General features: G+C 61.2%; 25 protein-coding genes. 23 read left to right on the top strand and 2 right to left on the bottom strand.

Annotation, left to right across the window (positions count from 1 at the left end; all coding sequences use genetic code 11):
• Positions 1 to 49 precede the first annotated feature (49 nt).
• The 12 genes from AC1DKH_RS11635 to AC1DKH_RS11580 all read left to right on the top strand — a co-directional run bounded on the left by AC1DKH_RS11635 (position 50) and on the right by AC1DKH_RS11580 (position 11,508).
• Entirely contained in the window at positions 50 to 2,284 is a 2,235-nt protein-coding gene (locus AC1DKH_RS11635) for a DNA internalization-related competence protein ComEC/Rec2 (RefSeq protein WP_477798222.1), read from the top strand.
• Positions 2,285 to 2,382: 98 nt separating this feature from the next.
• A complete protein-coding gene (locus tag AC1DKH_RS11630; RefSeq protein WP_477754722.1) occupies positions 2,383 to 3,018 on the top strand; it encodes a MotA/TolQ/ExbB proton channel family protein in 636 nt (211 codons plus the stop codon).
• On the top strand, positions 3,015 to 3,443 hold the full coding sequence (locus AC1DKH_RS11625; protein WP_477754721.1) for an ExbD/TolR family protein: 429 nt from the start codon (positions 3,015 to 3,017) through the stop codon (positions 3,441 to 3,443). Before AC1DKH_RS11630 ends, AC1DKH_RS11625 begins: the two co-directional genes overlap by 4 nt.
• Positions 3,443 to 4,453, top strand: coding sequence for a tetraacyldisaccharide 4'-kinase (lpxK, locus tag AC1DKH_RS11620; protein WP_477798221.1), 1,011 nt, complete (start codon positions 3,443 to 3,445; stop codon positions 4,451 to 4,453). The genes AC1DKH_RS11625 and lpxK overlap by 1 nt, the downstream gene beginning before the upstream one ends.
• Before the next feature lie 23 nt (positions 4,454 to 4,476).
• The gene (locus AC1DKH_RS11615) at positions 4,477 to 4,662 is read left to right on the top strand and encodes a Trm112 family protein (protein WP_003179363.1); all 186 of its coding nucleotides are present in this window, start codon (positions 4,477 to 4,479) and stop codon (positions 4,660 to 4,662) included.
• Entirely contained in the window at positions 4,659 to 5,423 is a 765-nt protein-coding gene (gene kdsB, locus AC1DKH_RS11610; RefSeq protein ID WP_477798220.1) for a 3-deoxy-manno-octulosonate cytidylyltransferase, read from the top strand. The genes AC1DKH_RS11615 and kdsB overlap by 4 nt, the downstream gene beginning before the upstream one ends.
• Complete coding sequence (locus AC1DKH_RS11605) at positions 5,423 to 5,887, top strand: low molecular weight protein-tyrosine-phosphatase (protein WP_477798219.1); 465 nt, start codon at positions 5,423 to 5,425, stop codon at positions 5,885 to 5,887. The genes kdsB and AC1DKH_RS11605 overlap by 1 nt, the downstream gene beginning before the upstream one ends.
• Entirely contained in the window at positions 5,884 to 6,903 is a 1,020-nt protein-coding gene (gene murB, locus AC1DKH_RS11600) for a UDP-N-acetylmuramate dehydrogenase (RefSeq protein ID WP_477798218.1), read from the top strand. Before AC1DKH_RS11605 ends, murB begins: the two co-directional genes overlap by 4 nt.
• A 240-nt stretch (positions 6,904 to 7,143) precedes the next feature.
• Positions 7,144 to 7,614 (top strand): (2Fe-2S)-binding protein, encoded by a 471-nt coding sequence (locus tag AC1DKH_RS11595; protein WP_477754354.1) that lies wholly within the window; start codon positions 7,144 to 7,146, stop codon positions 7,612 to 7,614.
• Positions 7,611 to 9,932 carry a xanthine dehydrogenase family protein molybdopterin-binding subunit gene (locus AC1DKH_RS11590; protein WP_477765394.1) on the top strand — a complete coding sequence of 774 codons (2,322 nt, stop codon included), beginning with the start codon at positions 7,611 to 7,613 and terminating at the stop codon, positions 9,930 to 9,932. The genes AC1DKH_RS11595 and AC1DKH_RS11590 overlap by 4 nt, the downstream gene beginning before the upstream one ends.
• Positions 9,932 to 10,915 (top strand): XdhC family protein, encoded by a 984-nt coding sequence (locus AC1DKH_RS11585; RefSeq protein ID WP_477754356.1) that lies wholly within the window; start codon positions 9,932 to 9,934, stop codon positions 10,913 to 10,915. Before AC1DKH_RS11590 ends, AC1DKH_RS11585 begins: the two co-directional genes overlap by 1 nt.
• Positions 10,912 to 11,508, top strand: coding sequence for a nucleotidyltransferase family protein (locus AC1DKH_RS11580; RefSeq protein ID WP_477798217.1), 597 nt, complete (start codon positions 10,912 to 10,914; stop codon positions 11,506 to 11,508). Before AC1DKH_RS11585 ends, AC1DKH_RS11580 begins: the two co-directional genes overlap by 4 nt.
• Positions 11,509 to 11,698: 190 nt before the next feature.
• On the opposite strand, the gene rne is transcribed toward AC1DKH_RS11580, so the two are convergent.
• Positions 11,699 to 14,950 (bottom strand): ribonuclease E, encoded by a 3,252-nt coding sequence (rne, locus tag AC1DKH_RS11575; RefSeq protein ID WP_477798216.1) that lies wholly within the window; start codon positions 14,948 to 14,950, stop codon positions 11,699 to 11,701.
• 703 nt (positions 14,951 to 15,653) lie between these two features.
• Here rne and rluC point away from each other — a divergent pair.
• Genes rluC through AC1DKH_RS11560 form a run of 3 tightly spaced genes read left to right on the top strand, consistent with a single transcriptional unit; the run spans position 15,654 to position 18,279 of the window.
• A complete protein-coding gene (gene rluC, locus AC1DKH_RS11570; RefSeq protein ID WP_477798215.1) occupies positions 15,654 to 16,616 on the top strand; it encodes a 23S rRNA pseudouridine(955/2504/2580) synthase RluC in 963 nt (320 codons plus the stop codon).
• Entirely contained in the window at positions 16,603 to 17,265 is a 663-nt protein-coding gene (locus AC1DKH_RS11565; RefSeq protein ID WP_477754360.1) for an HAD-IA family hydrolase, read from the top strand. The genes rluC and AC1DKH_RS11565 overlap by 14 nt, the downstream gene beginning before the upstream one ends.
• 24 nt (positions 17,266 to 17,289) lie before the next feature.
• Positions 17,290 to 18,279 carry a S49 family peptidase gene (locus AC1DKH_RS11560; protein ID WP_477798214.1) on the top strand — a complete coding sequence of 330 codons (990 nt, stop codon included), beginning with the start codon at positions 17,290 to 17,292 and terminating at the stop codon, positions 18,277 to 18,279.
• A gap of 153 nt (positions 18,280 to 18,432) precedes the next feature.
• Here AC1DKH_RS11560 and AC1DKH_RS11555 read toward each other — a convergent pair whose 3' ends face one another.
• Positions 18,433 to 19,011, bottom strand: coding sequence for a Maf family protein (locus tag AC1DKH_RS11555; protein WP_477754362.1), 579 nt, complete (start codon positions 19,009 to 19,011; stop codon positions 18,433 to 18,435).
• A gap of 105 nt (positions 19,012 to 19,116) precedes the next feature.
• On the opposite strand from AC1DKH_RS11555, the gene AC1DKH_RS11550 reads away from it, so the two are divergent.
• The 8 genes from AC1DKH_RS11550 to pabC all read left to right on the top strand — a co-directional run bounded on the left by AC1DKH_RS11550 (position 19,117) and on the right by pabC (position 25,277).
• Complete coding sequence (locus AC1DKH_RS11550) at positions 19,117 to 19,644, top strand: YceD family protein (RefSeq protein WP_007942001.1); 528 nt, start codon at positions 19,117 to 19,119, stop codon at positions 19,642 to 19,644.
• A 13-nt stretch (positions 19,645 to 19,657) separates the two neighbouring features.
• Positions 19,658 to 19,840: a 50S ribosomal protein L32 gene (gene rpmF / locus AC1DKH_RS11545; RefSeq protein ID WP_003179396.1), complete on the top strand. Its 183-nt coding sequence runs from the start codon at positions 19,658 to 19,660 to the stop codon at positions 19,838 to 19,840.
• Between the two features lie 4 nt (positions 19,841 to 19,844).
• A complete protein-coding gene (gene plsX, locus AC1DKH_RS11540; RefSeq protein ID WP_477754363.1) occupies positions 19,845 to 20,855 on the top strand; it encodes a phosphate acyltransferase PlsX in 1,011 nt (336 codons plus the stop codon).
• A gap of 124 nt (positions 20,856 to 20,979) precedes the next feature.
• Positions 20,980 to 21,918 (top strand): ACP S-malonyltransferase, encoded by a 939-nt coding sequence (gene fabD, locus AC1DKH_RS11535; protein WP_477754364.1) that lies wholly within the window; start codon positions 20,980 to 20,982, stop codon positions 21,916 to 21,918.
• A 16-nt stretch (positions 21,919 to 21,934) separates the two neighbouring features.
• Positions 21,935 to 22,675, top strand: coding sequence for a 3-oxoacyl-ACP reductase FabG (fabG, locus tag AC1DKH_RS11530; RefSeq protein WP_007997043.1), 741 nt, complete (start codon positions 21,935 to 21,937; stop codon positions 22,673 to 22,675).
• A gap of 197 nt (positions 22,676 to 22,872) precedes the next feature.
• Positions 22,873 to 23,109 (top strand): acyl carrier protein, encoded by a 237-nt coding sequence (acpP, locus tag AC1DKH_RS11525; protein WP_003175607.1) that lies wholly within the window; start codon positions 22,873 to 22,875, stop codon positions 23,107 to 23,109.
• A 108-nt stretch (positions 23,110 to 23,217) separates the two neighbouring features.
• Positions 23,218 to 24,462 carry a beta-ketoacyl-ACP synthase II gene (gene fabF / locus AC1DKH_RS11520; protein WP_477759907.1) on the top strand — a complete coding sequence of 415 codons (1,245 nt, stop codon included), beginning with the start codon at positions 23,218 to 23,220 and terminating at the stop codon, positions 24,460 to 24,462.
• Positions 24,462 to 25,277, top strand: coding sequence for an aminodeoxychorismate lyase (pabC, locus tag AC1DKH_RS11515; RefSeq protein ID WP_477754366.1), 816 nt, complete (start codon positions 24,462 to 24,464; stop codon positions 25,275 to 25,277). The genes fabF and pabC overlap by 1 nt, the downstream gene beginning before the upstream one ends.
• Positions 25,278 to 25,279: the final 2 nt, after the last annotated feature.

Here is a 25,279-nt window from a genome sequence, read left to right as displayed (position 1 = left end):
CATGCGACGGGCGGGCTAAGCCTTGGAGGGTACTCTCAAGGACGGGTTTATGCGCACAGGGATGATGGCGCTGGCGTTGGGTCTGCTGACCTTGCGTTTTTTACCGGCATTGCCGCCGGTCTGGTTGTGGCTGGCGATGCCGGTGGCGGGTTTGATGTTGCTGCCGTTCAGGACCTGGCCGGTGGCGTTTTACCTGTTCGGTTTGAGCTGGGCCTGCGCGAATGCGCAGTGGGCGCTGGATGACCGGTTGCCGCCGGCCCTGGACGGCGAAACCCGCTGGGTCGAAGGGCGGGTCACAGGCTTGCCCCGGCAAGATGACGGTGTCGTGCGTTTCGAATTGACCGACATCCAGTCCCGACGTACCCGGCTGCCGCGGCAAATGCGGCTGGCCTGGTATGGCGGGGCGCCGGTGAACAGTGGCGAACGCTGGCGCCTGGCAGTCAAGCTGAAGCGCCCGGTCGGGCTCCTCAACCCGCAGGCATTCGACTACCAGGCCTGGTTGCTGGCACAACGCATCGGGGCGACCGGGACGGTGAAGGAGGGCGAACGCCTTGCGCCAGCCCGATGGGCCTGGCGCGATGCCATCCGTCAGCGTTTGCTGGCGGTTGATGCCCAAGGGCGAAGCGGCGCGTTGACGGCGTTGGTGCTCGGGGACGGTGCCGGGCTGAGTCGGGAAGACTGGCAGGTATTGCAGGACACCGGCACGGTGCATCTGTTGGTGATTTCCGGGCAGCACATCGGATTGCTGGCGGGAGTCGTGTATCTGCTGATCGCCGGCCTGGCCCGCTTTGGGCTATGGCCGAACCGTCTGCCATGGTTGCCCTGGGCGTGTGGCCTGGCATTCGCCGCTGCGCTCGGTTACGGGATGCTGGCCGGTTTCGGGGTGCCGGTGCGACGGGCCTGCGTGATGATTGGTCTGGTGTTGTTGTGGCGTCTACGGTTCCGACATCTCGGTGCATGGTGGCCGCTGTTGCTGGCACTCAACGGCATATTGCTGCTGGCGCCGCTGGCGAGTCTTCAGCCTGGTTTCTGGCTGTCTTTCGCGGCCGTGGCAGTCTTGATATTGACCTTCGGCGGCCGATTGGGACCGTGGCGCTGGTGGCAGACCTGGACCCGTGCCCAGTGGCTGATTGCAATCGGCCTTTGTCCGTTGTTACTGGCTTTGGGGTTGCCAATCAGTCTCAGTGGGCCGCTGGCCAATTTGTTCGCGGTACCCTGGATCAGTCTGGTGGTGCTGCCACCGGCGTTGCTCGGGACGCTGTTGCTGCCGGTGCCTTACGTGGGTGAGAAATTACTGTGGCTGGCGGGTGGCCTGATCGACGGGTGGTTCAGGGGATTGGGGCTCGTCTCCGGTCAGGTTCCCGCGTGGGTGCCCGCAACAGTCCCGCTATGGGCCTGGGTAATCGGTGCCATTGGCGCCTTCTTGCTATTGCTGCCGCGAGGCGTACCGATGCGCCCGTTAGGGTGGCCCATGCTGTTGATGCTGGTTTTTTCGCCCAGGCCGATGTTGCAGGAACGCATGGCCGAAGTCTGGCAACTGGATGTCGGTCAGGGCCTGGCGATCCTGGTGCGCACTCGGCATCACACGATGCTGTATGACGCCGGACCGCGTTTCGGTGAACTCGACCAAGGGGAGCGGGTGGTGCTGCCGGCGTTGCGCAAACTGGGGGTGACGGGCCTCGACCTGATGCTGATCAGCCACGCCCATGCCGATCATGCCGGCGGTGCCCGGGCAGTTGCCAAGGGCTTGCCGGTGAAACAGGTGGTCAGTGGTGAACCGTCAGACTTGCCGGTGGAGTTGCAGGCCGAGCGTTGTGAGAGCGGTCGGCAATGGGCCTGGGACGGCGTCTATTTCCAGCTTTGGCACTGGCCATTGGCCGGCGACAGCAACCAGAACTCCTGTGTCTTGCTGATCGAGGCCAATGGCGAACGGTTGCTGTTGAGTGGCGACATTGATGCCGCCGCCGAGAGAGCCCTGCTGGACAGTCCATTGGCCCTGCCTATCGACTGGCTGCAGGCGCCACACCATGGCAGTCGCAGTTCGTCGTCCAGGGCCCTGCTGGATGTCCTGCAACCTAAAGGTGCGCTGATCTCCCGCGGGCAGGGCAATTCGTTTGGCCATCCGCATCCCACGGTCATCGCGCGTTATCAAAAACGTGGAATGGCGATCTACGACAGCGTCGAACAGGGTGCCATTCGTCTGCAACTGGGGCGCTCCGAGCCGCCGTGGTCAATGCGCCAGGAACGGCGTTTCTGGCGCGATCCGCCGCCCTCGGACCAATGACCGGGCATTATCAAAGCCCGACCGGTTGCGTCACCACGGTCTTCGGTGCTTGCCCCCCCTATGTTAGAGTGGCGCACTTTTTCGAGGGGACTGTCACTGTGTGGGAATTGGTCAAATCCGGCGGCTGGATGATGCTGCCGATCATTCTGAGTTCCATCGCGGCCATGGCGATCGTCGCCGAGCGTCTCTGGACCCTGCGCGCCAGCCGCGTGACCCCGGAGCATTTGCTCGGGCAGGTCTGGGTCTGGATCAAGGACAAACAGCTCAATAAGGAAAAACTCAAGGAACTGCGCGCCAACTCCCCGTTGGGCGAGATCCTGGCGGCCGGCCTGGCCAACTCCAGACATGGTCGCGAGATCATGAAGGAGTGCATCGAAGAGGCCGCTGCCCGGGTGATCCACGAGCTGGAGCACTACATCAACGCGCTGGGCACCATCGCCGCCATGGCGCCGTTGCTGGGTCTGCTGGGTACCGTGTTGGGCATGATCGATATCTTCAGTTCGTTCATGGGCACGGGTATGACGACCAACGCCGCAGTGCTGGCCGGCGGTATTTCCAAAGCCTTGATTACCACGGCTTCGGGCCTGATTGTCGGTATCCCCTCGGTGTTCTTCCACCGGTTTCTGCAACGGCGCATTGATGAGCTCGTCGTGGGCATGGAGCAGGAAGCCATCAAGCTGGTTGAAGTGGTGCAGGGCGACCGTGACGTTGATCTGGCTGAGGGCAAAGCGTGAAATTCCGCCGCAAGCAACGGGAGAACGTGGACATCAACCTCGTGTCGCTGATTGACGTGGTGTTTGTCCTGCTGCTGTTTTTCGTGGTGACCACCACCTTTACCCGTGAAACCCAGTTGCGCGTCGATCTGCCGGAAGCCGTCAGCGGCACACCCGCCGACGATCAGAGCAAGCCTTTGGAGATCGCCATCAGCGCCGACGGTGTGTACTCGGTGAACAACCAGATTCTGCCAAAAAGTGACCTGGCCTCGTTGATGGACGCGCTGCAAAAAGCAGCCAACGGCGACACTAACCGACCGCTGTCCATCAGCGCTGACGGCAAGACTCAGCATCAGTCCGTGGTGACTGCCATGGATGCGGCCGGCAAACTCGGTTTCAGTCACTTGCGCATGACCACCATCGAAGCGGCGCCCCCCGCGTCCTGATGGCCATGTCCGATCGATTGCTGGCCGCGTGGTACGCGGGTCATCCGGCCCTGAAGCTGTTGCAGCCACTGGAGTGGCTGTACCGGCGCGTGGTCATGAACAAGCGCAAGCGCTTTTTGGCGGGTGAGGGCGAGATCTATCAGCCGCCGGTGCCGCTGATCGTGGTCGGCAACATCACCGTGGGTGGCACCGGCAAGACGCCGCTGATTCTATGGATGATCGAGCACTGCCAGCGCAGCGGCCTGCGGGTCGGCGTGGTCAGCCGCGGCTACGGCGCTAAACCGCCGCAATTGCCATGGCGAGTTGAAGCCGAACAAAGCGCCGACATCGCGGGTGACGAGCCGTTGCTGATCGTCCAGCGCACGGGTGTACCGCTGATGATCGACCCCAACCGCAGCAACGCTGTCAAAGCGTTGCTGGCCAGTGAGCCGCTGGACCTGATCCTGTCTGACGACGGCATGCAGCACTACCGCATGGCCCGCGACCTGGAACTGGTGTTGATCGACGCCGCTCGCGGCCTGGGCAACCGTCGTTGCCTGCCTGCCGGGCCATTGCGTGAACCGGTCGAGCGCCTGCAAAGCGTCGACGCGGTGCTCTACAACGGTGCCGCGACTGACCGCGATGATGGATTTGCCTTTCAATTGCAATCCACCGCGCTGGTCAATCTGCGCAGCGGCGAACGGCGCCCCCTCGACCACTTCCCCAGCGGCCAGGCCCTGCACGCGGTGGCCGGCATCGGCAATCCGCAACGTTTCTTCAAGACCCTCGAAACGCTACACTGGAAGCCGGTTCCACATGCGTTTGCCGACCACGCCGAATACAGCGTGGAGGCTTTGAATTTCACGCCGTCATTGCCGTTGGTGATGACGGAAAAAGACGCGGTGAAATGCCGTGCCTTTGCCGCCGCCGACTGGTGGTACCTGGCGGTCGATGCCGTGCCGTCGCCGGCCTTCGTGGCCTGGTTCGACACACAGCTGATGCGCCTGTTACCGGCTCGTTTGTTGCCTTAACTCCATTTTTCCAGGGAATGCTCATGGACACCAAATTGCTCGATATCCTCGCTTGCCCGGTCTGCAAAGGCCCGCTCAAGCTCAGCGCCGACAAGACCGAGCTGATCAGCAAGGGCGCAGGCCTGGCCTACCCGATTCGCGACGGTATCCCGGTGATGCTCGAATCCGAAGCCCGCACCCTGACCACCGATGAGCGCCTGGACAAATGACCACAGCCTTTACCGTCGTAATTCCGTCACGTTTCGCCTCCACCCGCCTGCCGGGCAAGCCGCTGCTGCTGATCGCTGGCAAGCCGATGATCCAGCACGTCTGGGAACAGGCGAGCAAAAGCAGCGCCGAGCGTGTGGTCGTCGCCACTGACGATGCGCGCATTATCGAGGCCTGCAAGGGCTTCGGCGCAGAAGTGGTACTGACCCGTGAAGACCACAACTCCGGCACCGACCGCTTGGCCGAAGTCGCGGCGAAGCTGGGCCTGGCGCCCGACGCCATCGTGGTCAACGTCCAGGGCGACGAACCGCTGATCCCGCCGAGCGTGATCGACCAGGTCGCCGTCAACCTGGCTGCTCATACCGAAGCGCGCATGGCCACCTTGGCCGAGCCGATCGAAGACGTGGAATCCCTGTTCAATACCAATGTGGTCAAGGTCGTCAGCGACCTCAATGGCCTGGCGCTGACGTTCAGTCGTTCCACCTTGCCGTGGGCGCGGGATGCGTTCGCCGTAAACCGTGAGCAGTTGCCCGAAGGTGTGCCGTACCGCCGCCATATCGGCATCTACGCCTACCGCGCCGGTTTCCTGCAGGATTTCGTCAGCTGGGGCCCGTGCTGGCTGGAAAACACCGAGTCGCTCGAACAGCTGCGAGCCCTGTGGCACGGCGTGCGGATCCATGTGGCCGACGCACTGATCGCACCGCCAGCCGGTGTCGATACCGTTGAAGACCTCGAGCGCGTTCGTCGCCTACTGGAGGCGTGATGCGGGTTCTGTTTGTCTGCCTGGGCAACATCTGCCGTTCACCCACGGCCGAAGGCGTGCTGCGGCACAAATTGCGTGAAGCGGGTCTGGCTGATCGGGTCGAAGTCGCTTCCGCCGGCACCGGTGACTGGCATGTCGGCAAGGCGCCGGACAAGCGCAGTCAGGCCGCGGCTAAGCTGCGTGGTTATGACTTGTCCACCCAGCGTGCCCGGCAAGTCAGCCGCGCCGATTTCGTCACCTACGACCTGATCCTGGCGATGGACAACAGCAACCTGCGAAACCTCAAGGCCTTGCAGCCGGCCAAGGGCAAGGCCGAACTCGACCTGTTCCTGCGCCGTTACCAGTCGCCAGTCGAAGAAGTGCCGGACCCGTACTACGACGGCGAGCAAGGCTTCGAGCAGGTGCTTGACCTGATCGAGCACGCCAGTGATTTACTGGTGATCGAATTGAAGGGACGGTTATGAGTTTGCAGGTTCAATCGCAGGTTTCGCTCAAGCCGTTCAACAGCTTTGGCGTGGACGTTGAGGCTCGGCTGTTTGCCGAGGCCCATAGCGACACCGATGTGCGCGAAGCCCTGGCCTATGGTCTGGAACACGAGGTTGCGGTGCTGGTGATTGGCGGTGGCAGCAACCTGCTGCTGACGGCGGATATCGATTCGCTGGTGCTGCGCATGGCCACTCGCGGAATTCGCGTGCTGAGCGATGACGGCAGCAAAGTGGTGATTGAGGCCGAGGCGGGCGAGCCTTGGCATCCCTTTGTGCAACACACACTGTCCCTGGGGTTGTCCGGCCTGGAAAACCTCAGCCTGATTCCCGGCACCGTCGGCGCGGCACCGATGCAGAACATCGGCGCCTATGGGGTCGAGATCAAGGACGTGTTCGCCGGCCTGACCGCCCTCGATCGCCAGAGCGGCGAACTGCGCGATTTCAGCCTGGCGGAGTGCAACTTCGCTTACCGCGACAGCCTGTTCAAGCAGGAGCCAGGGCGTTGGTTGATATTGCGTGTGCGTTTCGCCCTCGACCGCGCAGCGCATCTGCATCTGGAGTACGGCCCGGTGCGTCAGCGCCTGACCGAACAAGGCATCGAGCATCCGACCGCCAGCGATGTCAGTCAGGCCATTTGCAGCATCCGCAACGAAAAACTCCCGGACCCGGCCGTACTCGGCAATGCCGGCAGCTTCTTCAAGAACCCTCTGGTGTCGGCGGCGCTGGCTGCACGACTCAAGGGTGAGTACCCGGACCTGGTGGCCTATGCGCAACCCGACGGGCAGATGAAGCTGGCCGCCGGTTGGTTGATCGAGCGGGCAGGGTGGAAGGGTTTCCGTGAGGCTGACGCTGGCGTGCATAAATTGCAGGCGCTGGTGCTGGTCAACTATGGCGGCGCAACGGGCCTGCAATTGCTGAACCTGGCGCAGCGCATCCAGAAAGACATTTTCGAGCGTTTCCATGTCGATCTGGAAATGGAGCCAAACCGGTATTGAGCTAAGCTTTCACGACGGATCAAAAAGCCCTGCACGATGTTTATCGTGCAGGGCTTTTTTGTTAATGCTCGGTTAACTTAGTCAGCTAACGATGCACACTCTTGCTCCACCAAAGGCCCGGTGCAGACGTCTGCGTCTGCACAAGAGAGCCCATTAGCCTGAGTCGATCTGCGTGCGACCCACCGAGATCCCGCGGCAGATTGCTCGACCCCACAACTCAAGATCCATGCGGGCGTGCCCATGATTACCCTGAAGCTCAATGGTCAAGACCATCAACTCGACGTCACCGAGGACATGCCGCTGCTCTGGGCGATCCGCGACGTGGCCGGTTACAACGGCACCAAGTTCGGCTGCGGCATGGGCCTGTGCGGGGCCTGCACCATTCATATCGAAGGGGCTCCGGCCCGCAGTTGCATCACGCCCATCGGTTCAGTCACCGGACAGAATGTCAGCACCATCGACAACCTGCACGCCGATCCGATCGGCAAAGTCGTGCAGCAAGCCTGGCTCGACACGGCAGTCGCCCAATGCGGCTTCTGCCAGGGTGGGCAAATCATGTCGGCGACGGCGCTGCTCAAGACCAATCCGAACCCCAGCGATGAGCAGATCGAAGAAGCCATGGTCGGCAACATCTGTCGCTGCGGCACCTACAACCGCATCAAGACCGCGATCCGCCAGGCCTCCACTCACCTGAAGGAGGCCAAGGCATGAGCCGGTTACCGAATGATTTCGCCCTGAGCAATCTCAGTCGGCGTGGTTTTATCAAAGGTGTCAGCGCAGCCGGTGCATTGGTCGTCGCCGCGAGTTGGGGCTGGCAGGACGCGTTTGCCGAAGAGAAAGAGAAAAAATTCGGCGCCGACGGCATGCCCCATGGCTGGGTCGATGACCCTAAGGTGTATGTCAGCATCGCCGCCGATGGCACGGTGACCGTGATCTGCAACCGCTCGGAGATGGGCCAGGGCGTGCGCACCAGCTTGACCATGGTGGTGGCCGATGAACTGGAAGCCGACTGGGCGATGGTCAAGGTGCAGCAGGCCCCCGGCGATGAAGTGCGCTTCGGCAACCAGGACACCGACGGCTCGCGCAGCATGCGTCACTGGTACGAGCCGATGCGTCGCTGCGGTGCCGCCGCACGGACCATGCTCGAACAGGCCGCCGCCGCACAATGGAAAGTGCCGGTCGGTGAATGCCATGCGCAACTGCACAAGGTCGTCCATGAGCCTTCTGGTCGCGAGCTCGGATATGGCGCCCTGGCCTCCGCCGCAGGCGCCTTGCCGGTTCCGGCCCGCGACAGCCTGAAGCTCAAGCAGCCGGCTGAGTTCCGTTACATCGGCAAGGAAGGCACCAAGGCCATCGATGGGGAGGACATCGTCAATGGCCGGGCGGTGTACGGCGCCGACGTGCATTTCGACGGCATGCTGTATGCGACCATTGCGCGGCCCACGGTGTATGGCGGCAAGGTCAAAAGCTTCGATGGCAGCGCGGCGATGAAAGTCCCCGGCGTGGTCAAGGTGGTGCAGATCGAAAGCCGTCCGTTGCCTTCGGAGTTCCAGCCCTTGGGCGGTATCGCCGTGGTGGCGAGCAATACCTGGGCGGCGATCAAGGGCCGCGAGGCGCTGATAATCGAGTGGGACGACGGCCCCAATGCCAGCTACGACTCGATCGCCTATCGCAAGGAACTTGAAGCAGCCTCGCTCAAGCCCGGCAAGGTGGTGCGCAATACCGGCAACATCGACAAGGCCATGGCCAGCGCCGACAGCACCCTGGAAGCCTCCTACTACTTGCCGCATTTGTCACAGTCGCCGATGGAACCGATGGTCGCCATTGCGCGGTTCACGGACGGTGCCTGCGAAGCCTGGGGGCCAAGCCAGGCGCCGCAGGTCACCCGGGAACGGATCGGTGAACGCCTGGGCCTGCCGTTCGACAATGTCACGTTCAACGTGACCTTGCTCGGGGGCGGGTTCGGGCGCAAGTCCAAGCCTGACTTCATCATCGAAGCCGCCATCCTCGCCAAGGAATTCCCCGGTAAAGCGGTGCGGGTGCAATGGACCCGCGAAGACGACATTCATTGTTCTTACTTCCACACCGTATCGGCCGAATACCTCAAGGCCAGCCTGAACAAGGATGGCCTGCCATCCGGCTGGTTGCACCGCACGGTGGCCCCGAGCATCACCGCGTTGTTTGCACCGGGCATGAACCATGAGGCAGCGTTCGAACTGGGCATGGGATTCACCAACATGGCGTATGCGATCCCCAACATTCGCCTGGAGAACCCCGAAGCAACGGTGCACACCCGCGTCGGCTGGTATCGCTCGGTGTCGAACATTCCCCATGGTTTCGCGATCCAGAGTTTTATCGATGAGCTGGCGCACAAGGCCGGGGAGGATCCGCTGAAGTACCAGATCAGATTGCTCGGTCCGGACCGTCAGATCGATCCGCGAACCTTGAGTGACGAGTGGAACTACGGCGAATCCCCCGAGCGTTATCCGATCGACACCGCGCGCCTGCGCACGGTACTGGAGACCGCCGCCAAGGCCGCCGGTTGGGGGCGCGAGTTGCCCAAGGGCCGCGGTCTGGGACTGGCGGTGCATTACAGCTTCGTGACGTATGTGGCGGCGGTGATCGAAGTGGAGGTCAAAGACGACGGCACGTTGGTGGTGCACAAGGCCGACATCGCCGTCGATTGCGGACCACAGATCAATCCCGAGCGCATTCGCGCGCAGTTCGAAGGTGCCTGCGTCATGGGCCTGGGGAATGCGGTGCTGGGGGAAATCAGCTTCAAGGACGGCAAGGTCCAGCAGGATAACTTCCACATGTACGAAGTGGCGCGCATGTCCCTGGCACCAAAAGAGGTGGCCGTGCATCTGGTGACGCCGCCGGGCAACGTGCCATTGGGCGGTGTGGGTGAGCCGGGCGTGCCACCGATTGCACCGGCACTGTGCAATGCGATCTTTGCGGCCACCGGCAAACGCATCCGCAACCTGCCGGTTCGTTATCAGCTGTCGGGCTGGCAGAAGGCTGGCGCCTGATGGACAGCGCCGATCTGAACGTCCTGCGCAGTGTGTTGCAATGGCATCGCGCCGGTCAGCGGGTGGTGTTGTACAGCGTGGTCGAAACCTGGGGCACTGCGCCCCGGGCACCCGGCGCCATGCTGGCCTTGCGTGAAGACGGCATGGTGATTGGTTCGGTCTCGGGCGGGTGTGTCGAAGATGACTTGATCGCCCGGCTGCACGACGGACGCCTTGCGCTTGACGGGCCGCCGGTGCAATTGATCACCTACGGCGTGACCCGCGAGGAAGCCGCACGTTTCGGCTTACCCTGCGGTGGCACCTTGCGCTTGACCGAGGAGCGTATCGACGATGGGGCTTGGGTCGAGCAATTGCTCGCCCGTTGCGAGGCCCATGAAATCGTTGCCCGTGAACTGAACCTGGCCACCGGCGAAGTGCTTTTGCAGCCGGCCAATAAAGCTGACGTGTTGACGTTCGATGGACAGACCTTGCGTGCGATCTATGGCCCGCGCTGGCGCTTGCTGCTGATCGGCGCGGGGCAGCTATCGCGCTATGTCGCTGAAATGGCCCGCCTGCTGGATTTCGAGGTGCTGATTTGCGATCCGCGTAGCGAGTTCGTCTACGGCTGGGAGGAGCAGCACGGACGATTCGTTTCGGGCATGCCGGATGAGGCGGTGTTGAATATCGCGACCGATGAACGCACGGCCATCGTGGCCTTGACCCATGATCCGCGTCTGGACGACATGGCGCTGCTCACGGCCCTGGATTCCAGGGCTTTTTACGTCGGGGCGCTGGGGTCGCGGGTCAACAGCCAGAAGCGCCGGGAAAACCTGGCTCAACTGGGTTTGTCGCAACCGGCGATTGACCGCTTGCATGGTCCGATCGGTTTGCACATTGGCAGTCATAATCCAGCGGAAATTGCCTTGTCGCTCATGGCGGAAATCGTGGCGGTCAAAAACGGCGTCGAACTGAAGCAGAAGAAAGTCTTGCAGGAGAGGGTATGAGCGAGTCCATTGGCGTCGTCGTGCTGGCGGCGGGGCAGGGCAGCCGCTTTCGTCAGGTGGCGGGCGCCGAAAAGGATAAATTGCTGGCCGATTGCACCGGGCGTGACGGTGTGGTGCGGTCCGTCATCGAGCATACGTTGGTCAACCTTCCGGCGACGCTGGACAAGCGCGTGCTGGTGACGACCGCTGACCGCCCGCAGGTTATTCGCATGGCTCAGGCCTATGGTTGCGAGATTGTACTGATCGAATCGACGGGAATGGGCGACAGCATTGCGGCGGGAGTCGCTGCCTGCAAGCAACTCGATGGCTGGCTGATGGTGCTGGGGGATATGCCGTTCATCCTGCCATCCAGTATCGGGCAAGTGGTGGCGGGTATTGGCGATGACAGTATCAGCGTGCCTGTGCAGAGCGGTGAGTGCGGGCATCCGGTCGGGTTCGGACGGGACTTCGCGGCGGGGTTGATGGCGCTATCGGGGGATCGTGGCGCCAAATCGCTGTTTGCCCAAGGGCGGGTAGTTGAAGTGACAGTGGATGATCCTGGTGTGGTGTGGGATGTGGATGTGCCGCAGGCATTGATCTTTAGCCCCGCATAGATCTTCAGATCTACCTGGATCCCCTGTAGGAGCGAGCTTGCTCGCGATAGCGATCTGGCATCCAGCAGAGATGCAATCTGATCCACCGCTATCGCGAGCAGGCTCGCTCCTACAATGGATTGTCGTGAAGTCCTGATATAAAAAAGCCCCGCCTGGATCACCAGGCGGGGCTTTTCAGTGGCCGATGGAATCAGACGAGAGGTTTAGGCTCGTGTTCTTTTTCCTCGGCTTGCTCGTGTTGCTCTACCGTTTTCTGAACGGAGCGCGGCGCTTCGTGGATCACCGACTCAACCGGCTCGGCAGCCACTTCAGCGACCGGGGCAGGCGCTGCCTCAACCACTTCAGCAGCAACCGGTGCAGGCTCGGCAGCAACAACCGCTTCAGCCGGAGCAGCAGCGGCAGCCAGTTCAGCTTCCTTCTGCAGACGCTCGGCTTCACGCTTGCGACGACGCACTTCACGTGGGTCGTTAGGCGCACGGCCACTTGGCGTCAGGGCGCTGACAGGAGCGGCTTCGACTACCGGTGCAGGTGCTTCGGCAACGACCGGTGCTTCAACGACTGGCGCTTCAACCACCGGCGCTGGAGCCGGTTCTGCAGCAGCAACCACCGGCTCGGAAACCATGGCTTCAGCCACTTGGGTTTCAGCGGCTTCAGCGACGGCTGGCTCGGCAACCCAGTTGAATGCGGTTTGCTCTTCGCGAACTTCACGCACGGTTTCAGTCACGGTTTCAACAACCGCTTCTGCAGCCACGGCAGGAGTTTCTACCACTGGCGCTGGCTCGGCAGCCGCTTCAACAGCTGGCTGAGCTTCTGGCGCTGGCGCTACTTCGATTTCCGGCGAGGCGGTGACTTCGACCGGTGTGGTCGCTTCAACGACTGGCGCTTCAACCGGAGCTGCTTCCAGGGTAGCGGCAGTGGCGCGTTCGGCTTGCACATTGGCTTGCGCTTCAGCTGGAGCGCTGATCACGCTGCTGGCAACGGCTGCGGTGACAGCCAGGCCGGCGGCCAGATCGGCAACGCTTGGTGCTTCAGCGTTTTCGCCGGACTCGGACTCTTCCGAACCTTCGATCACATTGCCGTTGGCGTCACGCTGACGCTCGCGACGGTTGCTGCGACGACGCTGGCCACGGGAGCGGCGGCGTGGACGATCGCCTTCGGCGCCTTCCTGACCTTCTTCCTGCAGTTGCTCTTCGTTGGTGGTCAGTTCTTCTTCAGCTTCAGCTTCGGCTGCGGCAGCTTGTTCGGCACGTGGCTGACGCTCTTCACGCGGAGGGCGTGGCGCGCGTTCTTCACGTGGCTGGCGGGCTGGACGCTCTTCAGCGGTAGCAGCGGCGGCTGGAGCAGCCGGAGTAGCCGGAGCGGCATCCAGAGGCTCGCGCAGTTCACGAACGCGTTCTTCGCGCTCACCCCGTGGCTTGCGATCTTCACGCGGAGCGCGCGGGGCACGTTCTTCGCGAGGAGCGCGTGGTGCGCGTTCTTCGCGGGCGACTGCCGGAGTTTCTTCGCGGGTCTCGCGAGGTTCGCGCACTTCGCGTGGTTGGCGCTCTTCACGCGGTTCACGTGGGGCGCGTTCTTCACGCGGTGCACGTTCTTCGCGAGGCTTGCGCTCTTCATCGCGGCGAACATTACGGTTGCGGCTTTGCTGGCGACCGTTGCGACGCTCTTCGTTGCGGGCCGGACGCTCGGCAGCAGGCTTTTCAACCACAACCGGCGCGACAGGCTCTTCCTTGGTGGCAAACAGGCTCACCAGCGACTTAACCAGGCCTTTGAACAGGCTTGGCTCTGGCACGGCAGCCGGAGCAGGGGCCAGAGCGGCAACTTCGGTCGGAACCGGAGCATTGGCGCGGGCCGGGGCTGTCTTGACCGCCGCTTCCTGGCGAACCAGGGTGCGGGTTGCAGCGGCTGGCTGGACTTCTTCCACTTCGGCAGCGGCAGCGGCGATTTCGTAGCTGGACTGGTTGGTGGCCGCTTCCGGGCTGTCATCACGCAGGCGCTGCACTTCGAAGTGCGGCGTCTCGAGGTGATCGTTCGGCAGAATGATGATGCGGGCGCGGGTGCGCAGTTCGATCTTGGTGATCGAGTTGCGTTTTTCGTTGAGCAGGAACGCAGCCACCGGGATCGGCACTTGTGCACGAACTTCGGCGGTACGGTCTTTCAGGGCTTCTTCTTCGATCAGGCGCAGGATCGCCAGGGACAGCGATTCAACGTCACGGATGATGCCGGTGCCGTTGCAACGCGGGCAGACGATGCCGCTGCTTTCGCCCAGGGACGGACGCAGGCGCTGACGGGACATTTCCAGCAGGCCGAAGCGCGAGATGCGACCGACTTGCACGCGAGCGCGGTCGGCTTCCAGGCATTCGCGGACTTTCTCTTCCACGGCGCGCTGGTTCTTGGCAGGGGTCATGTCGATGAAGTCGATGACGATCAGGCCGCCGATGTCGCGCAGGCGCAACTGACGGGCGATTTCTTCGGCCGCTTCAAGGTTGGTCTGCAGGGCGGTTTCTTCGATGTCGCTGCCTTTGGTGGCGCGCGCCGAGTTGATGTCGATGGACACCAGGGCTTCGGTCGGGTCGATGACGATGGAACCGCCGGAAGGCAGTTCGACGACGCGCTGGAAAGCGGTTTCGATCTGGCTTTCGATCTGGAAACGGTTGAACAGCGGAACGCTGTCTTCGTACAGTTTGATCTTGCTGGCGTACTGCGGCATCACCTGGCGGATGAAGGTCAGGGCTTCGTCCTGGGCTTCAACGCTGTCGATCAGCACTTCGCCGATGTCCTGGCGCAGGTAGTCGCGGATCGCGCGGATGATCACGTTGCTTTCCTGGTAGATCAGGAACGGCGCGGAACGATCCAGCGAGGCTTCCTTGATGGCAGTCCAGAGTTGCAGCAGGTAGTCGAGGTCCCACTGCATTTCTTCGCTGCTGCGGCCCAGGCCGGCAGTGCGCACGATCAGGCCCATGTCGGCCGGTGCAACCAGGCCGTTCAGGGCTTCACGCAGTTCATTGCGCTCTTCGCCTTCGATGCGACGGGAGATACCGCCGGCACGCGGGTTGTTCGGCATCAGCACCAGGTAACGACCGGCCAGGCTGATGAAGGTGGTCAGGGCGGCGCCCTTGTTGCCACGCTCTTCTTTTTCGACCTGAACGATGACTTCCTGGCCTTCGCTCAGGACGTCCTTGATGTTGACGCGACCTTCCGGGGCTTTCTTGAAGTATTCGCGGGAGATTTCTTTGAGGGGCAGGAAGCCGTGGCGCTCAGAGCCGAAATCGACAAAGGCAGCCTCGAGGCTTGGTTCGATGCGAGTAATCCGGCCTTTATAGATGTTGGCCTTCTTCTGCTCGCGTGCACCGGATTCGATGTCCAGGTCGTAGAGGCGCTGGCCATCTACCAGTGCAACACGCAACTCTTCGGGTTGAGTTGCGTTAATCAGCATTCTTTTCATGTAGTACCGTCGGTTTCCGGGCTGCCGGAAACGGCGTTCGGCACACACGACTTCTCACGGTCGGTGTCAGGTGCGTCGGGAGTGGTTGGCCATTTCCCGTGTCCAGCGAAGTCCGGCCAATGTGGGCCTTCATCGCGACGTACGCGTCCTGCTTGCTGTGGCTACTTAAGCACTCAGTCAGGAGGAGGAATCAACCAGCGGCTGTGGACGAGATGAAGCGTCTTGAGAAAGCCTGTTGCTACACAGTCCGGCGGTTGTGCATCTCCACCCTACACGTATCCCTGATAATTCGGGTGCTGCCGCGCGCAGAATCCGCAGCGGGTTGGCATTTACCGTGAGCTCCGAAAGGGGGAGGTCACGCATCATGGCTAATTTAGGCGTTGTTTCCGATGCCTTCGCTCGGGGTCATTCGCAGCTGACTGCACTTTGTGAACTGGCCGTGAATATGGCGCGCAAAACGAGTGGAAAACTCTGCTTTGTGGCGTGATTCAGGCCTCATGTCACCTGCGCTCGTTACACCTGCAAACTCCACCGTTACGTAGCGAAAGCCCCGTAGGACGGCCTCGCGTCCTGGTGAATTGCGTTGGTCAGGGCCGGTTTTTGACCGTTGGTCCGCTGTCCAGGCCGCTTTTGGCGACGTTCGCGACTATAGCAGTAATGATTAAGTGCTTCAATTCCATAAAAAATTGTTATCATCCGCGGCATGACGACGACTACCCCCCCGACTCCAGGCGTACAACTGCTTGAGGTCTCGCCGGAATATGCCGGCCAACGTATTGATAATTTCCTTCTCGCCCGACTCAAAGGCGTGCCCAAGACCTTGATTTACCGCATTTTGCGCAAGGGCGAAGTGCGTGTGAACAAAGGTCGGATCAAGCCCGAGTACAAGTTGCAGGCGGGCGATATCGTGCGCGTGCCGCCGGTTCGTGTGCCCGAGCGCGACGACCCGGTGCCACTGGCGCAGGGGTTGCTGCAGCGACTCGAAGCCTCGATTGTCTTCGAAGACAAGGCCCTGATCGTGATCAACAAGCCTGCGGGCATTGCGGTTCATGGCGGTAGCGGCCTGACTTTCGGGGTGATCGAAGCCTTTCGTCAGTTGCGCCCCGATTGCAAAGAGCTCGAGCTGGTTCACCGTCTCGACCGTGATACCTCCGGCCTGTTGATGATCGCCAAGAAACGCAGCATGTTGCGCCATTTGCACACCGCGTTGCGCGGTGATGGCGTCGACAAGCGCTACATGGCGCTGGTCCGCGGTAACTGGGCGAGCTCGATCAAGCAAGTCCGTGCGTCGCTGGGCAAGAGCAATCTGCGTTCCGGCGAGCGCATGGTCGAGGTCGACGAGGAGGAGGGGAAGGAGTCCGTGACCGTGTTCAAGGTCCTGCGCCGCTTCGGCGACTTTGCCACCATGATCGAGGCCAAACCGATTACCGGCCGGACTCACCAGATCCGTGTCCACACCCTGCACGCCGGGCATTGCATCGCTGGCGACACCAAGTATGGCGACGAAGGTTTCAGCAAGGAAATCCGCGATCTGGGCGGCAAGCGTCTGTTCCTGCACGCCTACATGCTGACCGTGCCACTTCCCGATGGTGGTGAGCTGAAGCTGCAAGCGCCGGTCGACGAGATGTGGGCCAAAACCGTGGAGCGATTGAGTGCGCCCATCTGATTACAAACTGCTGATCTTCGACTGGGACGGCACGCTGGCCGATTCCATTGGCCGGATTGTCGAGGCAATGCACGTTGCCTCGCAGCGCTCCGGATTTGAGCTGCGCGATGATTTTGCCGTCAAGGGCATCATCGGCCTGGGCTTGCCGGAAGCGATCCGCACGCTGTACCCCGAAATCGCTGATGCCGAGCTGATCGCGTTCCGTGAGCACTATGCTGAGCATTACATTGCGTCGGAGGCTGTGCCTTCGCCGCTGTTCGAGGGTGTGGTCGAGTCGCTCGAGGCGTTTCGTGCCGAGGGCTATCATCTGGCTGTGGCGACCGGCAAGGCCCGTCGCGGGCTGGATCGGGTGTTGAAGTCCCATGGCTGGGAGAATTACTTTGATATCACCCGCGCTGCCGACGAGACCGCCAGCAAGCCCCATCCGCTGATGCTCGAGCAAATCCTGGCCCATTGCGAGGTTCGCCCGGAACAGGCGTTGATGGTCGGTGATTCGTCCTTTGATCTGCAGATGGCACGCAACGCCGGCATGGGCTCGGTGGCCGTCAGTTATGGCGCCCAATCGATCGATGCGTTGAAGTTGTATGAGCCGCGACTGGCCATCGACCGTTTTTCAGAATTGCATGCCTGGCTGAGTCAGCGGGCTTAACCGGTTGTTTTTGGGGTGGATGGCATGACCGACGAATGGAAGGCGCCCGCCAAGGCGAGCGCAGAGAGCGGTGACGACAAAAGCTGGAAGTTGCTGGAGAAGACACTGCTGGCCGGCGTGCAGGAGCAGCGCCGGTCCCGTCGCTGGGGGATATTCTTCAAGCTGCTGACTTTTGTGTATCTGTTCGGCGCAATTGCCCTGTTTTCGCCGCTGATGGATATGGAAAAGGCCGCTACCCGCAGTGCCAATTACACGGCGCTGATCGATGTGACAGGCATGATTGCCGACAAGGAGCCGGCCAGCGCAGACAATATCGTTGGCAGCCTGCGCGCGGCTTTCGAGGACGACAAGGTCAAGGGCGTCATCCTGCGCATCAACAGCCCGGGCGGCAGTCCGGTGCAGTCGGGTTATGTCTATGACGAGATCCGTCGCCTGCGCGGCCTGCACCCGGACACCAAGTTGTATGCGGTCATTTCCGACCTGGGGGCTTCCGGTGCCTACTACATCGCCAGCGCGGCGGATCAGATCTACGCCGACAAGGCGAGCCTGGTCGGCTCCATCGGTGTGACGGCAGCCGGTTATGGCTTTGTCGGCACCATGGAGAAGTTGGGCGTCGAGCGTCGCACCTACACCTCTGGCGAGCACAAGTCATTCCTCGATCCGTTCCAGCCACAGAAGCCGGAAGAAACCGCCTTCTGGCAGGGCGTGCTCGATACGACCCACCAGCAGTTCATCAATAGCGTCAAGCAAGGGCGTGGCGATCGCCTGAAGGACAAGGAGCATCCGGAGCTGTTTTCCGGTCTGGTCTGGTCCGGCGAGCAGGCGTTGCCGCTGGGGTTGATCGACGGGCTGGGCAATGCCAGTTCGGTTGCGCGGGATGTGATCGGCGAGAAAGAACTGGTGGACTTTACCGTTCAGGAGTCGCCGTTCGATCGCTTCTCGAAAAAACTCGGTGCCAGCGTGGCTGAGCATTTGGCGATGTGGATGGGTTTTAGCGGTCCGTCGCTGCGCTGAGTCTCTTGTGATAAAAAAACCGGCATCAGCCGGTTTTTTTTAGAATCAAAAGATCGCAGCCTGCGGCAGCTCCTACAGGATTTGGGTGTGCCCGCGATTCATGGGTGAAACCGGCCCGCGTAGGAGCTGCCGAAGGCCGCGATCTTTTGATCTTCAGGGGATTTGCACGCCTTCGGTCAGGAGCATGTCGGTCAAGCGAATCAGTGGCAGGCCGACGAGGCTGGTGGCGTCAGGGCCTTGCGTGCTTTGAAACAGGCTCACCCCCAACCCTTCGGCCTTGAAGCTGCCTGCGCAGTCGTAGGGCTGCTCGGCGTGCAGGTAGCGTTCGATGCGGGGTGCGTCGAGTGTGCGCATGTGTACGGTGAACGGCACGCAATCGACCTGGCAGTGCCCGGTCTGGCTGTTGAGCAGGGCCAGGCCGGTCAGGAACGTCACGCGTGTGCCGCTGGCGGCCAGCAGTTGTTCGCGGGCTTTTTCGAAAGTGTGGGGCTTGCCGATAATTCGCTCTCCCAGCACGGCGACCTGGTCGGAACCGATTATCAGATGAGCGGTATGGCTGTCGGCCAGGGCGCGCGCTTTCTCTTCGGCGAGGCGTTTGACCAGCTCGATGGCGGACTCACCTGGGCGATGGCTTTCGTCGATATCCGGCGAGCTGCACGTGAAAGGCAGCTGCAGGCGGGCCAGCAATTCCCGGCGATAGACCGAGCCAGAAGCGAGTAATAAAGGCAGCATGCGCATCTCCATAAGGCAGGTGCGAATTCTAGCGAGGCTTCCAAGTGACGGACAGGGCTGAATTTCCTTTGACATGGGCGGGTGCATCCCTATAATGCTGCGCCTATGTTGAATGACCCGATTCCACCTCACGTTGACCCGCGCAAATTGGCTGATCGTGGCACCACCCTTCAAGGTGAAATGCTGCTGGCCGATTTGGAGAGACTCTGCGACCCGCTTTCCGACAATGTCGGTACGGTGCAGGCTAAATTCGTTTTTGAACGAGATGAACGTAAATCTGTGGTTATCCACAGCTTTATCGACACTGAAGTCAAAATGGTTTGCCAGCGTTGTCTTGAGCTGGTCACCCTGCCGATCCACAGCGAATGCAGTTACGCCGTGGTGAAGGAGGGTGCGAATACCCAGTCGTTGCCGAAAGGTTATGACGTGCTGGAACTGGGCGAAGATCCTTTGGATCTGCAGTCACTGATCGAGGAGGAGCTTCTGCTCGCCTTGCCCATTGTGCCTGCTCATCATCCGGAAGAATGCCAGCAGCCGGCGGGAGCAGATGAGCCCGAACCGAGCGAGGACGAGGTAACGCGGTCCAACCCGTTCAGTGTATTGGCGCAGTTAAAGCGTGACCCAAACGTTTAGGAGTTAATCAATTATGGCTGTTCAGCAGAACAAAAAATCCCGCTCTGCCCGTGACATGCGCCGTTCGCACGACGCTCTCGAGGCTAGCACCCTGTCTGTAGAAAAAACCACCGGTGAAGTTCACCTGCGTCACCACGTATCGCCAGAAGGCGTATACCGTGGTCGTAAAGTGATCGACAAGGGCGCTGACGAGTAATCACTTGTCCGCTCAAGTCATCGCGATTGACGCAATGGGCGGGGACTTCGGTCCCCGCAGCATTGTTCAGGCCAGCCTTGCTTGCCTGTCTGCTACACCCTCGCTGCACCTGACCCTCGTCGGTCAACCCTCCCTACTTGAAGAATTGATCGCTGGCCATTCGGCTGTGGATCGCGCGCGCCTGTCGATTGCCCCGGCGAGCGAAGTCATTACCATGGACGAAAAACCCACCCAGGCCTTGCGTGGCAAACCTGACTCGTCGATGCGTGTAGCCCTGGAGTTGTTGCGCGACGGCAAGGTCCAGGCCTGTGTCAGTGCCGGCAATACCGGGGCGTTGATGGCGTTGTCGCGGTTCGTGCTCAAGACCTTGCCGGGTATTGATCGTCCGGCCATGGTGGCGGCGATTCCGACGCAGAAAGGTTATTGCCAGTTGCTCGATCTGGGCGCCAATGTCGATTGCAGTGCCGAGCATCTGTTGCAGTTTGCAGTCATGGGCTCGGTTGCCGCGGAGACTCTGGGCATCACCCGTCCACGGGTGGCGTTGCTGAATATCGGCACCGAAGACATCAAGGGCAACCAGCAGGTCAAGCTGGCCGCCACTTTGTTACAGGCCGCTCGCGGCATCAATTACATCGGTTTCGTCGAAGGCGACGGTTTGTACCGCGGCGAAGCGGATGTGGTGGTGTGTGACGGTTTTGTCGGCAACATCCTGCTCAAATCCAGCGAAGGCCTGGCGACCATGATTGCCGGGCGCATCGAGGCGTTGTTCAGAAAGAACGTAGCCTCTCGCGTGGTCGGCGCGCTGGCGCTGCCCTTGATGAGGCGTCTGCAGGCCGATCTGGCACCTGCCCGGCATAACGGCGCGAGCTTTCTCGGATTGCAGGGGATCGTGGTGAAGAGCCACGGTTCTGCCGGAGTGCAGGGTTTTCAGAGCGCCATTCAGCGCGCACTGATCGAAATTCAGGAAAACCTGCCCGAGCGCATTCACGGTCGTCTGGAGGATTTATTGCTTTAGGCGTTTTCGTCGGACAATGCTTAAATGTGACCGGTTGGTTCGATGGGCCATCCAACTGTCAGTTTCTTGCGCCCCCAAGCGGGACGCCAATTCTCCGACGACAAGATCATTAGGGGCTTGTTACATGTCTGCTTCCCTCGCATTCGTCTTTCCGGGACAGGGTTCGCAGTCCCTCGGCATGCTGGCCGAGCTGGGCGCGCAACATCCGGTTGTTCTCGAAACATTCAAAGAAGCTTCCGATGCACTGGGTTACGACCTGTGGGCACTGACCCAGCAAGGGCCGGAAGAGCAACTCAATCAAACCGATAAAACCCAGCCGGCCATTCTGACTGCCTCGATCGCCCTGTGGCGTCTATGGCTGGCGGAAGGTGGTGCGCGCCCGGCATACGTTGCCGGGCACAGCCTGGGTGAATACAGCGCGCTGGTCGCGGCAGGCAGCCTGAGCCTGGGCGATGCAGTGAAGCTCGTCGAACGTCGTGGCCAGCTGATGCAGGAAGCCGTGCCGGCCGGACAAGGCGGTATGGCTGCCATCCTGGGCCTGGACGATGCCGACGTACTGGCAGCCTGTGCCGAAGCGGCGCAAGGCGAAGTGGTCAGTGCGGTGAATTTCAACTCACCGGGCCAGGTGGTCATTGCCGGTGCCAAGGCTGCCGTCGAGCGCGCCATCGAAGGCTGCAAGGCGCGTGGCGCCAAGCGCGCCATGCCGTTGCCGGTCAGCGTGCCGTCCCATTGCGAGCTGATGCGCCCGGCTGCCGAGCGTTTCGCCGAATCGATCGCCGAGATCGACTGGCAGGCACCGCAGATTCCTGTGGTACAGAACGTCAGTGCCCAGGTGCCGGCCGATCTGGAAACCCTCAAGCGTGATCTGCTCGAACAGCTGTACAAGCCGGTACGCTGGGTCGAATCCATACAGGCGCTGGCAGCCAAGGGCGCGACCAACCTGGTCGAGTGCGGCCCGGGCAAAGTGCTGGCGGGTCTGAACAAGCGTTGCGCCGAAGGCGTGTCGACATCCAACCTCAATACCCCAGATGCTTTCGCTGCCGCCCGTGCAGCGTTGGCCTGAATCAGGAGAAGCTTGCATGAGTCTGCAAGGTAAAGTTGCACTGGTCACCGGTGCGAGCCGTGGCATCGGCCAGGCCATCGCCCTGGAACTGGGTCGTCAGGGCGCCATCGTTGTGGGTACCGCGACCTCCGCGTCGGGTGCCGAGCGCATTGCCGCGACCCTGAAGGAAAACGGTATTCAAGGCACTGGCCTGGAACTCAACGTCACCAGCGACGAGTCCGTGGCGGCTGTTCTGGCGAGCATTCAGGAGCAGTTCGGTGCGCCGGCGATCCTGGTCAACAATGCCGGCATCACCCGCGATAACCTGATGATGCGCATGAAAGACGACGAGTGGCACGACGTTGTCGATACCAATCTGAACAGTCTGTTCCGCCTGTCCAAGGGCGTTTTGCGCGGCATGACCAAAGCCCGTTGGGGCCGAATTATCAGTATTGGTTCGGTTGTGGGTGCCATGGGCAACGCAGGCCAAGTAAACTACGCTGCCGCCAAGGCTGGTCTGGAAGGTTTCAGCCGTGCTCTGGCGCGTGAAGTCGGTTCGCGTTCGATTACGGTAAACTCGGTGGCCCCTGGGTTCATCGATACCGATATGACCCGTGAACTGCCCGAGGCGCAGCGTGAAGCCTTGCAGACGCAGATTCCGCTGGGTCGTCTGGGGCAGGCTCAAGAGATCGCGTCCGTGGTCGCTTTTCTTGCGTCGGACGGTGCGGCTTACGTTACCGGAGCTACAATCCCGGTGAACGGCGGGATGTACATGTAATTCAAATGTGACGGATTGCTTCAAAAAAATGTCATACGAGCTGTCTAAAATCCGTTATAAAGCTGCAATCTATTTTATAGGCATAGGGTCACCGGGTTTGAGGAGTGAAGCTTTCAGTTGAAAAGCTGAAAAGTCTTTCTATACACTTACCCACTGGCCAGCCGCCTGAATTTGTCCATTAGGAGTGAAAACAAGGTATGAGCACCATCGAAGAGCGCGTCAAGAAAATCGTTGCTGAGCAACTGGGCGTTAAAGAAGAAGAAGTGGTCAACACTGCTTCCTTCGTAGAAGACCTGGGTGCCGACTCCCTTGACACCGTTGAGCTGGTGATGGCTCTGGAAGAGGAATTCGAGACCGAAATCCCTGACGAAGAAGCCGAGAAGATCACTACTGTACAAGCTGCAATCGACTACGTTACTAGCCACCAGGCGTAATAGTTTGTAATCGTTGCTCGCTGTCATGGAAAAACCGCACTGCCATCACGGCGTGCGGTTTTTTCTTTAGGCCTGATGCAAAGTCGTCATTTGAAAAAGGAGAGTGCTGTGTCGCGTAGACGCGTCGTAGTCACCGGTATGGGTATGTTGTCGCCACTGGGCACGGATGTGCCAAGCAGCTGGCAGGGCATTCTGGCTGGCCGCAGTGGCATTGGTCTGATCGAACACGCCGACCTTTCTGCCTATTCCACCCGTTTTGGCGGCTCGGTAAAGGGCTTCAATGTCGAGGAATACCTGTCGGTCAAGGAAGCCCGCAAGCTCGACCTGTTCATTCAATACGGTCTGGCCGCAGGTTTTCAGGCGGTACGCAATTCCGGCCTGGAAGTCACCGACGCCAACCGTGAACGCATCGGCGTGGCCATGGGCTCGGGTATTGGCGGACTGACCAATATCGAAGAAACCGCCCGCACGCTGCACGAGACCGGCCCACGACGGATTTCTCCGTTCTTCGTGCCAGGCTCGATCATCAATATGATTTCCGGTTTCCTGTCGATCCATCTGGGGGCACAGGGACCTAACTACGCCATCGCCACGGCCTGTACCACCGGTACTCACTGCATTGGCATGGCGGCCCGCAACATCATGTACGACGAAGCCGACGTGATGATTGCCGGCGGTGCCGAGATGGCCGCCTGCGGCCTGGGCATGGGCGGCTTCGGTGCCTCCCGCGCGCTGTCGACCCGCAACGACGAGCCAACCCGCGCCAGCCGTCCATGGGACAAGGGCCGCGATGGCTTCGTGCTGTCCAACGGTGCCGGTGCGCTGGTGCTGGAAGAGCTCGAGCACGCCAAGGCGCGTGGCGCGACCATCTACGCCGAGCTGATCGGTTTCGGCACCAGTGGCGATGCCTACCACATGACTTCGCCGCCAGCCGATGGCGCCGGTGCTGCGCGCTGCATCACCAATGCGCTGCGCGATGCCAAAATCAATGGCGATCAAGTGCAGTACATCAATGCCCACGGCACTTCGACTCCCGCAGGCGACCTGGCCGAAGTCAATGCGATCAAGTCGGTGTTCGGCGAGCACGCCTACAAGCTGGCCGTCAGTTCGACCAAGTCCATGACCGGTCACCTGTTGGGTGCGGCGGGCGCGGTCGAGGCGATCTTCAGCGTGCTGGCAATCAACAGCCAGGTAGCGCCGCCGACCATCAATCTCGATGAGCCGGACGAAGACTGCGACCTTGATTTCGTGCCGCACACGGCGCGCAACATGGATATCGATGTGGTCGTTTCCAATTCCTTCGGTTTTGGCGGCACCAACGGCTCGCTGGTGTTCCGCCGGTTCGCAGGCTGATGGACAGCTGGGTCGACGGTCAGCCGGCTGACGCTTTGTCGCTGAAGGATCGCGGCCTGGCTTATGGCGATGGTCTGTTCGAGACCATCGCCGTGCGCAACGGGCAGCCCGTATTGCTGGACCGGCATCTGTCGCGTCTGGCGGACGGCTGTTCGCGTCTGGCGCTTGCCGCCGATCAGGCGTTGATCCGCAGCGAACTGCTGGCCTACGCCGCGGCACTGGGTGACGGGGTGCTCAAGCTCATCCTCACTCGTGGCGATGGTCTGCGCGGTTACGCCCCGGATCCTTCGGCTCAGGCCCGACGCATTCTGCAAGGCAATCCACCCGTTGCTTACCCTGCCGTGCATGGCGAGCAGGGTGTTCGTCTGTTTCCTTGCTCCACGCGATTGTCCAGACAGCCATTACTGGCCGGCCTCAAGCACCTGAACCGTCTTGAACAAGTCCTCGCCCGTGCCGAATGGCAGGACACCGAGCATGCCGAAGGCTTGATGCTCGATCAGGCCGGGCGCGTGATTGAAGGCGTGTTCAGCAATTTGTTCCTGGTGCGTGATGGCGCACTCATCACCGCTGACCTCAAGCGCTGCGGCGTGGCCGGCGTGATGCGTGGCGAAATATTGTCCCAGGCCAGGTCGCTGGGAATCCCCACGCAAATCACCGACATTCCCCTCGAACAACTGCAATGGGCTGACGAAGTCTTTGTCTGCAACAGCGTGTATGGCGTTTGGCCGGTGCGCGCCTGTGCTGCTCTTCACTGGCCGGTTGGGCCGCTCACCCGTAAACTCCAAATCATTGCCCGTGCGCTACTGGATGCTTGATA

The organism is Pseudomonas sp. 05L36, assembly GCF_056398125.1.
The sequence above is the reverse complement of the archived record's forward strand: the minus strand, read 5'-3'. Positions and strand labels throughout refer to the sequence as shown.

Coding starts and splice junctions, on each gene's coding strand:
- AC1DKH_RS11635 (WP_477798222.1), top strand. CDS start 50: ATGCGCACAGGGATGATGGCGCTGGCGTTGGGTCTGCTGACCTTGCGT.
- lpxK (WP_477798221.1), top strand. CDS start 3,443: ATGGCCATGTCCGATCGATTGCTGGCCGCGTGGTACGCGGGTCATCCG.
- AC1DKH_RS11615 (WP_003179363.1), top strand. CDS start 4,477: ATGGACACCAAATTGCTCGATATCCTCGCTTGCCCGGTCTGCAAAGGC.
- kdsB (WP_477798220.1), top strand. CDS start 4,659: ATGACCACAGCCTTTACCGTCGTAATTCCGTCACGTTTCGCCTCCACC.
- AC1DKH_RS11605 (WP_477798219.1), top strand. CDS start 5,423: ATGCGGGTTCTGTTTGTCTGCCTGGGCAACATCTGCCGTTCACCCACG.
- murB (WP_477798218.1), top strand. CDS start 5,884: ATGAGTTTGCAGGTTCAATCGCAGGTTTCGCTCAAGCCGTTCAACAGC.
- AC1DKH_RS11595 (WP_477754354.1), top strand. CDS start 7,144: ATGATTACCCTGAAGCTCAATGGTCAAGACCATCAACTCGACGTCACC.
- AC1DKH_RS11590 (WP_477765394.1), top strand. CDS start 7,611: ATGAGCCGGTTACCGAATGATTTCGCCCTGAGCAATCTCAGTCGGCGT.
- AC1DKH_RS11585 (WP_477754356.1), top strand. CDS start 9,932: ATGGACAGCGCCGATCTGAACGTCCTGCGCAGTGTGTTGCAATGGCAT.
- AC1DKH_RS11580 (WP_477798217.1), top strand. CDS start 10,912: ATGAGCGAGTCCATTGGCGTCGTCGTGCTGGCGGCGGGGCAGGGCAGC.
- rne (WP_477798216.1), bottom strand. CDS start 14,950: ATGAAAAGAATGCTGATTAACGCAACTCAACCCGAAGAGTTGCGTGTT.
- rluC (WP_477798215.1), top strand. CDS start 15,654: ATGACGACGACTACCCCCCCGACTCCAGGCGTACAACTGCTTGAGGTC.
- AC1DKH_RS11560 (WP_477798214.1), top strand. CDS start 17,290: ATGACCGACGAATGGAAGGCGCCCGCCAAGGCGAGCGCAGAGAGCGGT.
- AC1DKH_RS11555 (WP_477754362.1), bottom strand. CDS start 19,011: ATGCTGCCTTTATTACTCGCTTCTGGCTCGGTCTATCGCCGGGAATTG.
- AC1DKH_RS11550 (WP_007942001.1), top strand. CDS start 19,117: ATGTTGAATGACCCGATTCCACCTCACGTTGACCCGCGCAAATTGGCT.
- rpmF (WP_003179396.1), top strand. CDS start 19,658: ATGGCTGTTCAGCAGAACAAAAAATCCCGCTCTGCCCGTGACATGCGC.
- fabD (WP_477754364.1), top strand. CDS start 20,980: ATGTCTGCTTCCCTCGCATTCGTCTTTCCGGGACAGGGTTCGCAGTCC.
- fabG (WP_007997043.1), top strand. CDS start 21,935: ATGAGTCTGCAAGGTAAAGTTGCACTGGTCACCGGTGCGAGCCGTGGC.
- acpP (WP_003175607.1), top strand. CDS start 22,873: ATGAGCACCATCGAAGAGCGCGTCAAGAAAATCGTTGCTGAGCAACTG.
- pabC (WP_477754366.1), top strand. CDS start 24,462: ATGGACAGCTGGGTCGACGGTCAGCCGGCTGACGCTTTGTCGCTGAAG.